This window comes from Pseudomonas urmiensis, assembly GCF_014268815.2.
Classification (GTDB): Bacteria; Pseudomonadota; Gammaproteobacteria; order Pseudomonadales; family Pseudomonadaceae; genus Aquipseudomonas; species Aquipseudomonas urmiensis.
The window spans coordinates 2,515,400-2,527,785 of record NZ_JABWRE020000001.1 but is presented as its reverse complement, the minus strand read 5'-3'; the positions used below and the strand labels follow the sequence as shown (position 1 = coordinate 2,527,785).

At 62.8% G+C, this 12,386-nt stretch carries 15 protein-coding genes; 7 read left to right on the top strand and 8 right to left on the bottom strand.

What is annotated here, in order from left to right; translation table 11 throughout:
* Positions 1 to 60 precede the first annotated feature (60 nt).
* Positions 61 to 615: a lipocalin family protein gene (locus HU737_RS11205; protein WP_186555221.1), complete on the bottom strand. Its 555-nt coding sequence runs from the start codon at positions 613 to 615 to the stop codon at positions 61 to 63.
* An 84-nt stretch (positions 616 to 699) separates the two neighbouring features.
* Positions 700 to 1,770: an AbrB family transcriptional regulator gene (locus tag HU737_RS11200; RefSeq protein ID WP_186555222.1), complete on the bottom strand. Its 1,071-nt coding sequence runs from the start codon at positions 1,768 to 1,770 to the stop codon at positions 700 to 702.
* 105 nt (positions 1,771 to 1,875) lie between these two features.
* On the opposite strand from HU737_RS11200, the gene HU737_RS11195 reads away from it, so the two are divergent.
* Positions 1,876 to 2,778 (top strand): LysR family transcriptional regulator, encoded by a 903-nt coding sequence (locus tag HU737_RS11195; RefSeq protein ID WP_186555223.1) that lies wholly within the window; start codon positions 1,876 to 1,878, stop codon positions 2,776 to 2,778.
* 60 nt (positions 2,779 to 2,838) lie between these two features.
* Here the strand turns inward: HU737_RS11195 and nikE are convergent, their stop codons facing one another.
* Genes nikE through nikA form a run of 5 tightly spaced genes read right to left on the bottom strand, consistent with a single transcriptional unit; the run spans position 2,839 to position 7,789 of the window.
* A complete protein-coding gene (gene nikE / locus HU737_RS11190) occupies positions 2,839 to 3,660 on the bottom strand; it encodes a nickel import ATP-binding protein NikE (RefSeq protein WP_186555224.1) in 822 nt (273 codons plus the stop codon).
* Positions 3,657 to 4,427: a nickel import ATP-binding protein NikD gene (gene nikD / locus HU737_RS11185; RefSeq protein WP_186555225.1), complete on the bottom strand. Its 771-nt coding sequence runs from the start codon at positions 4,425 to 4,427 to the stop codon at positions 3,657 to 3,659. The genes nikE and nikD overlap by 4 nt, the downstream gene beginning before the upstream one ends.
* Entirely contained in the window at positions 4,428 to 5,273 is an 846-nt protein-coding gene (gene nikC / locus HU737_RS11180) for a nickel ABC transporter permease subunit NikC (protein ID WP_186555226.1), read from the bottom strand.
* Complete coding sequence (gene nikB / locus HU737_RS11175; RefSeq protein ID WP_186555227.1) at positions 5,270 to 6,211, bottom strand: nickel ABC transporter permease subunit NikB; 942 nt, start codon at positions 6,209 to 6,211, stop codon at positions 5,270 to 5,272. The genes nikC and nikB overlap by 4 nt, the downstream gene beginning before the upstream one ends.
* Before the next feature lie 3 nt (positions 6,212 to 6,214).
* A complete protein-coding gene (nikA, locus tag HU737_RS11170) occupies positions 6,215 to 7,789 on the bottom strand; it encodes a nickel ABC transporter substrate-binding protein (RefSeq protein ID WP_186555228.1) in 1,575 nt (524 codons plus the stop codon).
* An 88-nt stretch (positions 7,790 to 7,877) separates the two neighbouring features.
* Here nikA and nikR point away from each other — a divergent pair, with 88 nt between their 5' ends.
* Positions 7,878 to 8,285, top strand: a complete 408-nt coding sequence (gene nikR, locus HU737_RS11165; RefSeq protein WP_186555229.1) for a nickel-responsive transcriptional regulator NikR — start codon at positions 7,878 to 7,880, stop codon at positions 8,283 to 8,285.
* A 115-nt stretch (positions 8,286 to 8,400) separates the two neighbouring features.
* Here nikR and HU737_RS11160 read toward each other — a convergent pair whose 3' ends face one another.
* Complete coding sequence (locus HU737_RS11160) at positions 8,401 to 8,880, bottom strand: GNAT family N-acetyltransferase (RefSeq protein ID WP_186555230.1); 480 nt, start codon at positions 8,878 to 8,880, stop codon at positions 8,401 to 8,403.
* Positions 8,881 to 9,013: 133 nt separating this feature from the next.
* Between HU737_RS11160 and HU737_RS11155 the strand changes: the two genes are divergently transcribed.
* From HU737_RS11155 to HU737_RS11135, 5 genes are all read left to right on the top strand, one after another.
* The gene (locus HU737_RS11155; RefSeq protein WP_186555284.1) at positions 9,014 to 9,388 is read left to right on the top strand and encodes a hypothetical protein; all 375 of its coding nucleotides are present in this window, start codon (positions 9,014 to 9,016) and stop codon (positions 9,386 to 9,388) included.
* Positions 9,385 to 9,588, top strand: coding sequence for a helix-turn-helix transcriptional regulator (locus HU737_RS11150; RefSeq protein WP_186555231.1), 204 nt, complete (start codon positions 9,385 to 9,387; stop codon positions 9,586 to 9,588). The genes HU737_RS11155 and HU737_RS11150 overlap by 4 nt, the downstream gene beginning before the upstream one ends.
* A gap of 100 nt (positions 9,589 to 9,688) precedes the next feature.
* On the top strand, positions 9,689 to 10,309 hold the full coding sequence (locus HU737_RS11145; RefSeq protein WP_186555232.1) for a LysE family translocator: 621 nt from the start codon (positions 9,689 to 9,691) through the stop codon (positions 10,307 to 10,309).
* Positions 10,310 to 10,331: 22 nt separating this feature from the next.
* Complete coding sequence (locus HU737_RS11140) at positions 10,332 to 11,204, top strand: alpha/beta fold hydrolase (RefSeq protein ID WP_186555233.1); 873 nt, start codon at positions 10,332 to 10,334, stop codon at positions 11,202 to 11,204.
* A gap of 328 nt (positions 11,205 to 11,532) precedes the next feature.
* A complete protein-coding gene (locus tag HU737_RS11135; RefSeq protein WP_186555234.1) occupies positions 11,533 to 12,384 on the top strand; it encodes an STAS domain-containing protein in 852 nt (283 codons plus the stop codon).
* Positions 12,385 to 12,386: the final 2 nt, after the last annotated feature.

The window sequence follows — 12,386 nt, the reverse complement described above, 5'->3', positions numbered from 1 at the left end:
TGGCCTCTTCGCGCTCAACCGCAACGGCGAAGAGGCCAGGCTGCCTGTAATGAACCCTGGTTATGGTTTGTCTGCCTGCCGCCACACCAGCTCCGAAGTGTCGTAACCCTGCTCACGGGCAATCGCCAACAATTTATCTCGAGTTTCTCCATTGACCGTCGGGGTACGCGAGAGCAGCCAGAGGTACTCACGATTGGGATGGCCAACCAGCGCCACGCGATAATCCTGATCGTGGTACAGCACCCAATATTCGCCCTTGGTCAACCCTGGCGCCAGGCGGCTGAACCAGTTGTCGAACCTGACCCAAAGCTTGTCGGTCTTGCCCGCTTGCTGCGGCTCGGCGACGCCTTGGGCCTCATTCCACTGGCCATCGGCTTCCCGGCAACGGTTGTCGACGCCGATCCGCCCATCCTCGCGCAAGCTATAGCGCGCTTCTGACTGCACGCAGTTGCGCTGGAAGAACATCGGCAACCGCGCCAGTTCGTACCAGGTGCCCTGGTACTGCTGCAGGTCTACCTGCATGGTGCTCGGCGGTTTCGGGTCATCGCTTGAACTTGCGCAACCCACTAAAGCCAGGGTCAGGCATGAGAGCAGCAACGTGGTTCGCATCGACATCGGCAACCTCCTGGAATGGTCTGAGCTGAAAAAAGACCCAGTGTCTGTTGGACGGGGACTGATGGCAAAAAGTTGTATCGAACGTCAAGCGCGGGTGAAACGGATGATCTGCCTGGCACAATAGGCACCTGTCACAATGACCCCAAACAAGCGCAAGGTTTGCATTGCCAGCACCAGGCCGACGTCAGCATGGGTTTCCACGGCAATGATCGCCATCGCATCCAGCCCTCCGGGACTGGTCGCCAGGTACATCGAGAGAAAGTCGCTGCCGGTCGCCCGCGCCAGCAGCCAGGCGCAGCCGGCGCACAATATGATCAGCACCACTGCCCCGGCTATCATGCTCGGCAACCGACGCCACACGTAGCGCACCGTTGGCCGGTCAAAGCGCAGTCCGATATAGCAGCCGATCGCGCCATAGGCGCAAGCCAGCAACCAGGCGGGCAGGGTGATCAGCAGCAGCCCGCTCAGTTGCAGTACTGCACCGAGCACCAGCGGCACTAACAGCGCCCCAGCCGGTAGCTTGGTGCCGAGGGCCACGCCCAGCACAACGACCCCCAGGCTCAGCAGTAGTTGGCCTACTTGCGGCCCCGGCAGGCTGGCGCCAGTGCTGGCTGCAACGCCCGCGCCGCTGGTTGCGCCGAGCAAGTGGCTGACCAGCGCGCCGATCATGACCACGCACACCACCCTGACGTACTGCATGGTGGCGACCACCCGTGCATCGGCACCGTTCTCCTCGGCCATCGACACCATCGCCGAGGCTGCGCCAGGTGCGGTACCCCAGGCGGCGGTAGTAGCCGAGATGCCGCCATAACGCACAGTGCCCAAGCCGACCAGCGCGCTCAGCAGCACAGTCAGCGCGGTGGCCAGCAGCATGACGTGCCAAGACTGCGCCAGCGAAGCCAACACGGTCCAGGTCACCGAATGAGCGACCATCAACCCTACGCAGCCCTGGCTCAAGCGAAACACGTGCCGATGCACGCGTAGTTGCGCGCCAGATACGCCAAAGGCTATCGCCACCAGCATCGGCCCGAGGAATAGACCGGCCGGCACCGCCAACCTATGCAGCAACTGGCCGACCCCGCCTGCACAAACGATGAGCGCCAGCCAGAGCAGGATTCGTGAAGGGGAGGCCAGGCCAGCTAAGAAGGTCTGCAAGGTCGATATGCTCCAGAACGCGTTTGACGGAGAAAATTATCGACGTGGCAATTGATCAAGTCTATTTTCTACTTTCGATGAATCGATAACTAAAATTCATGAATCATGGATCTACGCGACCTTACCTATTTTGAAACCATCGCCGAACTGGGCCACCTCGGGCGGGCTGCCGAGAAGCTCAACCGCAGCCAGCCAGCGTTGAGTAAAAGCATCCAGCGCCTGGAGGAGTCGCTGGGCACGCGGCTGTTCCAGCGCGACGGTCGGCGCATCAAGTTGACCGACGTCGGCCAGCTGTTGCTCGAGCGCGGCCGGCAGTTGCAGCTGAGCATTGCCGAAACCGAACGAGAGGTGCGCGACTTCGCCGGTGGCCTGGTCGGTAACATCCGCCTGGGCTGCGCCGCGAGCATGGCCGAGTACCTGTTGCCACAGCTCACCGAATCGTTGCTGCAGCGCGCGCCGCAGTTGACCTTGCAGCTGTCGATCGCCCAAGACGATGTGCTGCGCGAATCCCTGCGCACCGGCCGCCTGGACGCGATCATCTGCCCGCTGATCGTCGATGACCCGCAATTTCGCAGCTACCCGATCCTGGAGGATGAAGCGGTAGTGGTCGCCAGCGCCGATCACCCGGTATTCGGCGCAGCGTTTGCCCTCAAGGATCTGTGTCAGTACCGCTGGGTGCTGCCAGGCAGCACGGTGACCTCCCGGCGCTGGCTCGACAATGTGTTCATCGCCCGCCAAATGCCAGCGCCGCAGGTGCAGATCGAGACCAACACGGTCTCGCTGCTGCCACGTCTGATCGCCCGTACCGGGCTGCTCAGCTTCGTCGCCCGCGAAACCCTGGAACATGGCCAGGGCATGTCGCGCTTGCGCGAAGTGCCGCTGTTGGAAACCACCATGAGCCGTACCGTCGCGGTATCGGTACGCGCCGAAGGCTATCTGCCGCCTGCTGCTGGGGCGATGGTCGACCTGCTGCGCGATAACGGCCGCAGCTTTTTCAGAGAGGATTGATCCGCCTAGGGCTGTCCAGGCGGCCAATGGGTAGCCCTACGGATCGATGAAGGTGCAATCTTACGCTTGCGCAGTGGCTGGCTGCGCAGCTGGCAAGCGCTGCTTAGGGCGCTCTGGCAGCATGGCGCGTTGCAGCTGTTGGCCCACGGGATGCTCGAACGCCAAGGCCTGGTCAACCGGGCGATCCTCGACGATTCGCCCCTCGCTCATCAGCACGACCCGCTGGCAAAAATAGCGCACCAGGCTCAGGTCATGGCTGATCAGGACAAACCCAGTACCGGTTTCACGACGCAGTGCGTCCAGGCGTTGCAGCAACTGCAATTGCAGCACTCGATCGAGGTTGGACAGGGCCTCATCGAGCACCACCCATTGCGGCGAGATGGCCAAGGCTCGAGCGATGTTGGCGCGCTGCAGCTGACCGCCACTGAGCTGGTGCGGCAAGCGCTCGGCATGTTCGGCGCGCAAGCCCATCTGCTCAAGTAACTGCAGCACCCGTTTGTGCTGCGCCGCTTGATTCATTTGGCTCAGGTGACGCAGTGGTTCGGCAATGCTCCAGGCAATCGAGCGCTGAGGGTTGAAGGCGCTTGGCGCATCCTGCAACACCAACTGCACCGCCCTTTGGAATTCGCGGGCCGGTTCGCCGCGAAGCTGGCTGACATCTTGCCCGGCAAACCGCACCTGACCTTGTCGCGGTTTTTCCAGGCCCAGCAGCAGCCGCGCGAGGGTGCTCTTGCCGCTGCCGCTGCTGCCCAGCAGACCGACCGATTGGCCCACCGACAACGTCAGGTCGATGCCATCGAGTACCTGTAGCCAGCCACCTCGGCGCAGCAGGCCACCGGTGCGGTAGCCATGGGCGACTTGGCAGATATCGAGCTGGCTCATGGGTGTCTCCGGCCGAGTATTTGATGGGCTTCAAGCAGGGTGCGCGCGCTGCTGCTGGCTGGGCTGTCGAACAAACCCTGCACGCTCTGGCGTTCAACGATGCGTCCGGCCTCCATCACCACCACCTGATCAGCGCAGCGTGCCACCACCCCCATATCGTGAGTGACCAGCAAAACGCCCAGAGCATGCTGTTCGACCAGTTGCATCAGCAGATCGAGAAAGCGCGCCTGACTCAGCGCGTCGAGGTCGCTGGTGGGCTCGTCGGCTAACAGGAACGGTGTTTCAGCCATCAACGCCAGGGCAATCATCATCCGCTGGAGCATGCCGCCACTGAGTTGGAAGGCGAATGACTGTAATACCCGCTGGCGCTCGCTCAGGCCCACGGCGTCCAGGCATTCGTCCAGCCGTTGGCGCGCGGCGGCGCCGGTAATCCCGCGCAACTTTAGGGTTTCCAGGCCATGGCTGGCCATGTCGCGTACCGGGTTGAAGGCGCTGCGCGGGTTCTGCAGGATTAGGCTGGCCAGGCGTCCGCGTACCTGGTTGGGGTGCAGTGGCTGGCCGTCCAGCGACAGCTGACCATGCCTGCGAACCAGGCCGCCAGGCAGTAAATCAAGTAGTCCCAGGCAACTAAGCGACTTGCCTGAGCCGCTGCTGCCGACCAGTGCACAGACTTCACCGCGGCGCAGCTGCAGGTCGACGTCATCGACCAACAGGCCGCTGCGACCCTCGATGCACAGCCCACGCACCTGCAGGATTGAGCCCACCATCTAGCGCGTCTCCAGGGTCGGATCGAGGCGGTCGCGCAGGGCATCGCCGAGCAGGTTGAAGGCCATCACCGAGAAGAAAATCATCAGCCCAGGCAACAGTAATAGCTGTGGATGGGTCCAGATGAACTCCTTGGCATCGTTGATCATCACCCCCCATTCGGCGGTTGGCGGCGTCACCCCGAGGCCGAGGAATGACAGGCCCGAGACATGCAGCATCATGTGGCCGATATCCAGGGTGGCGAGTACCAGCATTGGCCCGGCAATATTCGGCAGCACATGCTGGCGCAGGCGCATCCAGCGTGAGGCGCCAGCCAGGCGCGAGGCCAGCAGGTATTCGCGACCGCGCTGGGCGATCACCAGGCCGCGAACCATGCGCGCATACCAGGCCCAGTGGGACAGGGCGATGGCGACGATCACATTGCTCAAGCCGGTACCCAGCAACGTCACGAAAAAGAACGCCAGCACCAGGGTCGGGAAGGTCATGAACATATCGCACAGGCGCATGATCAGCAGATCGAGCTTGCCCCCGACAAAACCTGCCACGCCACCGATCACGATGCCCAGCAGTAGCACCAGCGCCAGGGTGAGCATCACGCTGCCCAGCGACAGTCGGGTGCCGACGATCAGCCGTGAGAGCAGGTCGCGACCCAGGTGGTCGGTGCCTAGCCAGTGACTGGCGTCGGGAGGCAACAGGCGCTGGCTGAGGTCGACCAGATCGGGATCGTGCGGCGCCAGCCACTGGCCGAAAACCGCCACTAGCGCCAGCAGGCCGACCAGTACCATGCCCACGACCAGGCTGTAATTACCCGCCAGCGCGGGGTGGCGTAGCCGCGACAACGCCTTCATGCGCTCACCCCTTGCAGGCGGCTGCGCGGGTCGAGCCAGGCATAGCAGACGTCCACCAGCAGGTTACATAGCATCAGCAGCGCGGTGAGCAGCAAGGTAAAGCACTGCATCACCGGGAAGTCGCGATTGAGCACCGCCGAGACGGCAAAACGGCCGACCCCGGGCCAGGCGAAAATAGTCTCGATCACCAACGCACCGCCGATCAACTCGCCGACATGCATGCCGGTGGCGGTGACCAGCGGCAGCCAGGCGTTGCGCAAGATATGATCGCGCCACACCTGGCGCTCGCCCAGGCCACGGGCGCGGGCATAGGTGACGTGACGTTGGCCGCTGGCTTCCAGTAGGCTGGCGCGCAGCAAGCGGGCGTTGATCGACATCGACATCAGGGCGATGGCCAGCACCGGCATCACCAACTGGCCAGCGCTGCCACGCCCCAGTGGCGGTAGCCAGCCGAGCCACAGCGAGAACAGTGCGATCAGCAAGAACGCCAGCCAGAAGTTCGGCATCGACACGCCGAGAAAGGTTACTGCACGCACCGCATGATCGGGCCAGCGCCCCTGCCAGCGGGCCGCCAGCAGCCCCAGTGGCACCGACAACACCAGCGTGCAGACCAGGGCCAGGCCGCCCAGTTGCAGGGTTGCTGGCAGGTAATAGAGCAAGTCGTCGAGCACTGGGCGACCGGTCAGGTAGGAAATACCGAAGTCCAATTGCACGGCCTTGCCCAGCCAAGTCAGGTACTGCGCATACAGTGGCTGATCAAGCCCCAGGGTTTGTCGGACCTCGGCAATGGCCGCGTCGGTCGGTGGGATATGCGACAAGCGCAGGTAGTCCAGTGCAGGATCGGTGCTGCCCAGGTGCAGCAGGAAAAACACCAGCAGCGACACGCCAAGCATGACCGGTACCAGCAATAGCAGGCGCAGGCAGATATAGCGCAGCATCGATCAGTGCTCCTGGGTCGGGGTCATGGCTTCGAACGGCACATCGAACAGGGTGCTGCCGAACTGCACGTTGGCCACTGATGCGCGCCGTACGCTGATCGCGGTGAGGTAAGAAATCGGCAGGTAGACCGCCTGTTCGTGCAACGTGGCGAGGATGAACCGGTACTGCTCGGCGCGCTGCTGCTCATTGGTGCTGGCCAGCACCTGGGCGATGCGTCGGTCCAGTTCGTCCTTGATTGCCAGGCCGCGTTGCGCCATGTAGTCGGCGTGGCCGGCGTAGCGCATGGAGCTGACGAACGAGTGCGGGTCGTAAGGCGCGCCCCAGGTGTCGGCGAAGATCATGCCGAAGTCGCCGTCGCGCTGGCGGCGTACTAATGCGCCGTCTTCCACCGCGCGCAGGGCGATGTGGATGCCAAGCTTGGCCAGCTCACCCTGGAACACTTCGGCCAAGCTTTTTTGCAGCGCACTGGTGCCGAGGAACACCAGCTCAATCGACAGCGGCTCACCGGCCTTGCTGCGCACGACTGCGCCCGGGGCCAGGGTCCAGCCAGCAGCCTCCAGTTGCTTGACGGCCACGGCAGGGTCGTAGACGTAGGGTTTCAGGCCGAGGTCGGCGTAGGGCATGTTGCGCGCGAACAGGGTGTCGGCACGCGGCTCCAGGCCGTAGAGGATCTTGTCGATGATCGCCTGCTTGTCCAGCCCATGGTTGATCGCCTGGCGCACCGCCAGCTCCCGCGTCGGGCCGCGGCCGGTGTTCATCGCCAAGGTCCTGGTGGCCAATGGCGCCGACAGCGCAGTGGCAAAGCCTTGATCGCGCAGGCGCACGAAGGTGCCGGCGGTGATCTCGCCGGCGGCGCCCTGGATCAACTGCAGTTGGCCGACTTGCAAGGCCAGCGCGCGGCTGTTCGGATCGGGGATAACCTTGACCAAGACTTGGCTGTAGGCAGGTTGTGCTCCCCAGTAATTGGGGTTGCGGGCGAAACGGTCGAATTCTCCCAACCGGCTTTCGACCCGCATCCACGGGCCTGTGCCCACTGCCTGGCCGGGTTTGGCCTGCGGTGAGGCGAAGCGCAATGGGCGCACCTGGGCCAGCTCCATGAGGGTCGGGTAGTACGGATGCTTGAGTACCAGACGCAGCGTGAGTCGATCCGCGGCCTCGACATGATCGAGTGTGCTCACCAGCTCCATCCAGCGGTGACGCTGGGGGTTGGCCAGCACCGCATCCAGGTTGGCCTTGGCTGCGGCGGCGTCGAACGGCGTACCGTCGGCGAAACGCACCCCGTCGCGCAGGGTGAAGGTGTAAGTCTTGCCGTCTTGCGAGACCTGCCAGGCGGTGGCCAACCAAGGCTCCAGGGTTCCTGAGGCGCTGTAGCGCACCAGCGGCTCGTAAACCATGGCCTGGGCATACATCTGATTAGGCGAGTAGCCGCGCGGGTCGAGGGGGCCGGCATTGACCGGCCAGGAGTAGCTCAGCGTAGGACCAGGATCGGTGTCGTCGCCTGCCTGCGCGCAGAGGCTTACGGCCAGTAGCAACACGCCCCAGCGGGCGAGCTTTCGTTTACCTGGCTGCTGCTTCACACTGCGTCCCCCACTTCAACGGAGGCGCTAGCCTAGAGAGGTGGCAGGTATGATGTCTAGGCAAAATGATCTTACTGGAAGTAACAAAATGCAACGGATCACCATCACGCTGGACGAGGAGTTGCTCGAGGTCATCGACCGGCGGGTGGCTGAGCATGGTTATCAAGGCCGCTCCGAGGCCATTCGCGACCTGCTGCGCAATGGTCTGCTCGAGTCTGAGCCGCTGGCAGAGGCTGCTCCGTGCGTGGCGGTGGTCAGCTATCTGTACGACCATGACACCCGTGAGCTGCCAAAGCGCCTGAACCAAACCTTCCACGCCCACCACGACCTGACCCGCTCGACCCTGCATGTACACCTCGATGCCGGGCATTGCCTGGAGGTATCGGTATTGCAGGGGGCCAGCGGCGAGGTCGTTGAACTGTCGCGTCAGCTGATGGCTGAGCGTGGCGTGGAGCATGGGCATGTGCAGGTGATGCCAGCGCCGGAGCGCCACTGACCGCGGCATAAATGCTGCCCTGCAGCGACCTCAGGCAGTCGCTGCGCGGGCTGATGGCAACCCTTGTACAAGCGCTGCAATCTGCCGGCAGATTGAGGGCCTTGCCAACGCCAGCCTAGCCCTGGGCGAACGCCGCCAGCCGCTCACCTTCCAACCTATACCGAATCCACTCATCCTGCGCCTGGGCCCCAAGCGACTGGTAAAAACCAATCGCCGGCTCATTCCAGTCCAGCACGCTCCATTCCAGCCGTCCGCACTGGTTGGCCAGCGCTTCCCGAGCAATGAAGCGCAGTAACTGGCGCCCGGCGCCATCGCCGCGTTGCTCTGGGGTGATGTACAGATCCTCCAGGTAGATGCCGTTGCGCCCCAGCCAGGTCGAATAGCTGTAGAAGTACACGGCAAAGCCAATCGCCTGGCCATTGCGTTCGCAGATCAAGCTGCTCACCGTGCTGCCTTCGTCGAACAGGCTGCGCTCGATATCAGCCAGGCTGGCCACCACCTCATGGCGGGCCCGTTCATAGTCGGCAAGCTCGGTGATGAAGGCCAGGATCTGCGCGGCATCGCTGCGCGCGGCGGGGCGGATGGTCAGGCTCATGCTGGGGCTTCCTTGGGTTGGAGATGCTCATCTTACGCGGCAAGGGCAGGGCTTGCCGAGATGTAAAGTTAGCTTGACATGGCGGGCGCGATCGCCTTCAATGTCAAGCACACTTTACATCGAGGGTCCGACCATGGCGCAACGACGCTTCCTGGGCAATTTCATCCTGACGCTGCTGGCTTATGCCGGCTGCGTGCTGGTCAGCAGCCACTACCTGCCGAGCCTGCCTACCGGCGCTGGCAAAACGGCATTGGCCCTGCTGCCGGTGCCGGCGATGCTGATGATGGCCGGGGTGGTCATTGGGCACCTGCGCAGCCTGGATGAGCTGGCCCGGCGCATCCAGCTCGAAGCCCTTGGCTTGGCGTTCGTGGGCACCGCGCTGCTGACCTTCAGTTACGGCTTCCTGGAGACGGCAGGCTACCCGCGTTTGTCGATGTTCATGGTCTGGAGCCTGATGGGCTCGCTGTGGGCAATCGGCGCGGTGGTTGGGGTGAGACGCTACCGATGAACAATCACATCCGCGCCCTGCGCGGCGAGCAGGGCTGGTCGCAGGCCGAGCTGGCCGAGCGCCTGGGTGTCTCGCGCCAGACCGTCAACGCCATCGAAACCGGCCGTTACGATCCCAGCCTGCCGCTGGCTTTTACCATCGCCAGGGTGTTTGGCCTGAGCATCGAAGAAATCTTCCAGCCAGAACAATCGGTACAGTGATGTGTATCTGCAAAATATAAGGTAACTGTACTGGTGGTTGGCAGGCGCTACTCCGCTACTGTGGTTGCACGATAACTACTCCACGCTGCGGAACCACGCCATGCTTGCCTCTCTCGACCTGCTGACTGCCTTTGTGCTTTTTGCTTTCGTGTCCTCGATCACCCCGGGGCCGAACAACACCATGTTGCTCGCTTCGGGGGTGAACTTTGGGGTGCGTCGTTCGATTCCGCACGCCATGGGCATCAGCATTGGCTTCATGGTCATGGTGCTGGCGGTAGGCTTTGGCCTAGGCGAAGTGTTCAAGGCCTGGCCGCCGTTGTACAGCATCCTTCGCTACCTCGGCGCTGCGTACTTGCTGTATCTGGCCTACAAGATCGCCACTTCTGGGCCGATCTCTGCCAGCGGCAATGGCTCGGCCAAGCCGATGAGTTTCCTGGGCGCGGCGGCGTTCCAGTGGGTCAACCCCAAAGCCTGGGTGATGGCCGTTGGGGCGATTACCACCTACACGCCAGCGCAGGGTTATGTCGTCAATGTGATCGTCATCGCGGCGGTATTCGCCCTGGTCAACCTGCCCAGTGTCGGGATTTGGGTGATGTTCGGCAGTGCTTTGCGCAGCCTTTTGCAAAATCCACGTTGGCTGATGCTGTTCAATGTCCTGATGGCCCTGCTGCTGGTGATTTCGCTGTACCCGCTGCTGTTTGTAGAATCGGCGTTTTCCTGATCCCGATGAGCGCAGCCGGCTGATGCAATTGATCCCTTGGTCCCATGATTGCCCTGAAGGCTTCACCCTGCGCGGTTGGCGCTCGCCCGCCAGTGGCCGGCCACTGCTGCACTTTCTTCACGGTAACGGCTTTTGCAGCCTGGCCTACCAGCCGCTGCTGATGCGTTTGGGCGAGCATTACGACCTGTGGTTGAGCGATGTGCAGGGCCATGGCGACAGTGACCATGGCGGCGCATTTCGTGGTTGGAACCGCACGGCTGCGTTGGCCGTGGAGGCTTTCGAGGCGGGTCGAGGCGAGTATGGCGATGTCCCCCGGTATGCCCTTGGGCACAGTTTTGGCGGGGTGCTGACCGGGTTGATCCTGGCCAATGAGCCGCAGCTGTTCGAACGCGCGGTGTTGCTCGATCCGGTGCTGTTCAGCCGGCGCATGCTCGGGGTTATGGGCGCTGCCGCGCTGGTTGGCCTGCACCGGCGACACGCCTTGGCGCGCAAGGCGGCCACGCGGCGCAGCCACTGGCCTGATCGCGCGGCGGCACATGCCTCGCTGCAGGGGCGGGGCATCTTCAAAGGCTGGAGCGACGAGGCGTTGCAGGCGTATGTCGAGCATGCCATTGGCGACTGCGGTGAAGCGGTGGTGCTCAAATGCCGGCCTAGCCGCGAAGTGGAGATCTTCAGCTCCTTCCCCGAGCGTATGTGGACACAGCTGGGCCGAATCCGCACGCCCACGCGGATTCTCTACGGCGAGCAGACCTATCCCTTCGTGCCTCACTCGGTGCGCCGCCTGGCGGCGCTCAATGCGAGCGTGACGGCGCAGCAGATGCCGGGCGGGCATTGCTTCATGCAAGAAAATCCAGCATTGGCAGCTGAGCAGGTAATGGCTTTTCTCAAGCCCTGACGCGCAGATTGAGGGCGATAAAGCGGGCTGGAGGAGGGTGGACTAATCGGAGTGTGCGTGAGCAAGCCTACCTGATGGCCTAAACGGATGCGTTCTATCTGTCCTGCATTGCGTTGTTGCGCTGTGCCGGTGCCTCTCTACCGCTATGCAGTTGCTGAGTCGCTGTCTACCACGGACCGGGCGATCTTGGCCTAGAGTTAGCAGCACGGCGGATAGCCCAATGCAATTATTGGGTGGTTGCCACAACTATTTTCACTGGTGGATGTCATTTTTTGGGGCCGGTAATTTCTATCGGGCGCCGGCAGGCATTTTCAGGAGAGCAAGGCACATGGCAGCACTGCAGAACAGTACGTTGGAAGCAATTGCTAGCAACCAGTCCCAGCTGATCGGCGATTGGATCGCAGCACTGGAAGCCAATGGCGCCGCCCGCAATATCAAAGAGCAGGACTTGCGTCAGGAAACCCGTGATTTTCTCCAACTGGTAGTCGATGGCCTGCGCAGCGAAAGCGGCGGCAACATTGGCGCAGCAGGTTGGGAAGAAACCCGCCGCTTCCTGGAGAAACTCTCCAGCAGCCGTGCCCAGGCGGGCCAGGAGTCGCACCAGACCGCCTACTTCATCTTTGCCCTCAAAGGCCCGCTGTTCACCCTGTTGCAAAGTCACTACCGCGAGCAGCCGGCGCTGTTGGCCGAGCAGCTGTGGGAGGTCTCCGAGCTGCTCGACGCCTTTGGAGTGCACACCATCCGCACCTATCAGAAAACCCGCGAAGGGGTGATCAAGCGCCAGCAGGAAGAGCTGCTAGAACTGTCCACCCCGGTGGTCAAACTGTGGGATGGAGTGCTCGCCTTGCCGCTGATCGGCACCCTCGACTCGCAACGCAGCCAGACCGTCATGGAGTCACTGCTGCAGCGTATCGTCGACACCGGCTCGGAAATCGCCATCATCGACATCACCGGCGTGCCCACGGTCGATACCCTGGTGGCCCAGCACCTGCTCAAGACCGTCACTGCCATCCGCCTGATGGGCGCCGACTGCATCATTAGCGGCGTGCGTCCGCAGATCGCCCAGACCATCGTTCACCTGGGCCTGGACCTGGGCACGCTGACCACCAAGTCCAATCTTGCCGATGCCCTCAAATTGGCGCTGACCCGTCTAGGCAACCGCCCAGACGAGCGAGTGTGAGC

What these genes read in the sequence shown, in the direction of transcription:
- nikB (WP_186555227.1), bottom strand. Translation starts at nt 6,211, where the DNA reads ATGCTGCGCTATATCTGCCTGCGCCTGCTATTGCTGGTACCGGTCATG.
- HU737_RS11195 (WP_186555223.1), top strand. Translation starts at nt 1,876, where the DNA reads ATGGATCTACGCGACCTTACCTATTTTGAAACCATCGCCGAACTGGGC.
- HU737_RS11150 (WP_186555231.1), top strand. Translation starts at nt 9,385, where the DNA reads ATGAACAATCACATCCGCGCCCTGCGCGGCGAGCAGGGCTGGTCGCAG.
- HU737_RS11135 (WP_186555234.1), top strand. Translation starts at nt 11,533, where the DNA reads ATGGCAGCACTGCAGAACAGTACGTTGGAAGCAATTGCTAGCAACCAG.
- nikE (WP_186555224.1), bottom strand. Translation starts at nt 3,660, where the DNA reads ATGAGCCAGCTCGATATCTGCCAAGTCGCCCATGGCTACCGCACCGGT.
- HU737_RS11160 (WP_186555230.1), bottom strand. Translation starts at nt 8,880, where the DNA reads ATGAGCCTGACCATCCGCCCCGCCGCGCGCAGCGATGCCGCGCAGATC.
- nikR (WP_186555229.1), top strand. Translation starts at nt 7,878, where the DNA reads ATGCAACGGATCACCATCACGCTGGACGAGGAGTTGCTCGAGGTCATC.
- HU737_RS11140 (WP_186555233.1), top strand. Translation starts at nt 10,332, where the DNA reads ATGCAATTGATCCCTTGGTCCCATGATTGCCCTGAAGGCTTCACCCTG.
- HU737_RS11145 (WP_186555232.1), top strand. Translation starts at nt 9,689, where the DNA reads ATGCTTGCCTCTCTCGACCTGCTGACTGCCTTTGTGCTTTTTGCTTTC.
- nikD (WP_186555225.1), bottom strand. Translation starts at nt 4,427, where the DNA reads ATGGTGGGCTCAATCCTGCAGGTGCGTGGGCTGTGCATCGAGGGTCGC.
- HU737_RS11155 (WP_186555284.1), top strand. Translation starts at nt 9,014, where the DNA reads ATGGCGCAACGACGCTTCCTGGGCAATTTCATCCTGACGCTGCTGGCT.
- nikC (WP_186555226.1), bottom strand. Translation starts at nt 5,273, where the DNA reads ATGAAGGCGTTGTCGCGGCTACGCCACCCCGCGCTGGCGGGTAATTAC.
- HU737_RS11205 (WP_186555221.1), bottom strand. Translation starts at nt 615, where the DNA reads ATGTCGATGCGAACCACGTTGCTGCTCTCATGCCTGACCCTGGCTTTA.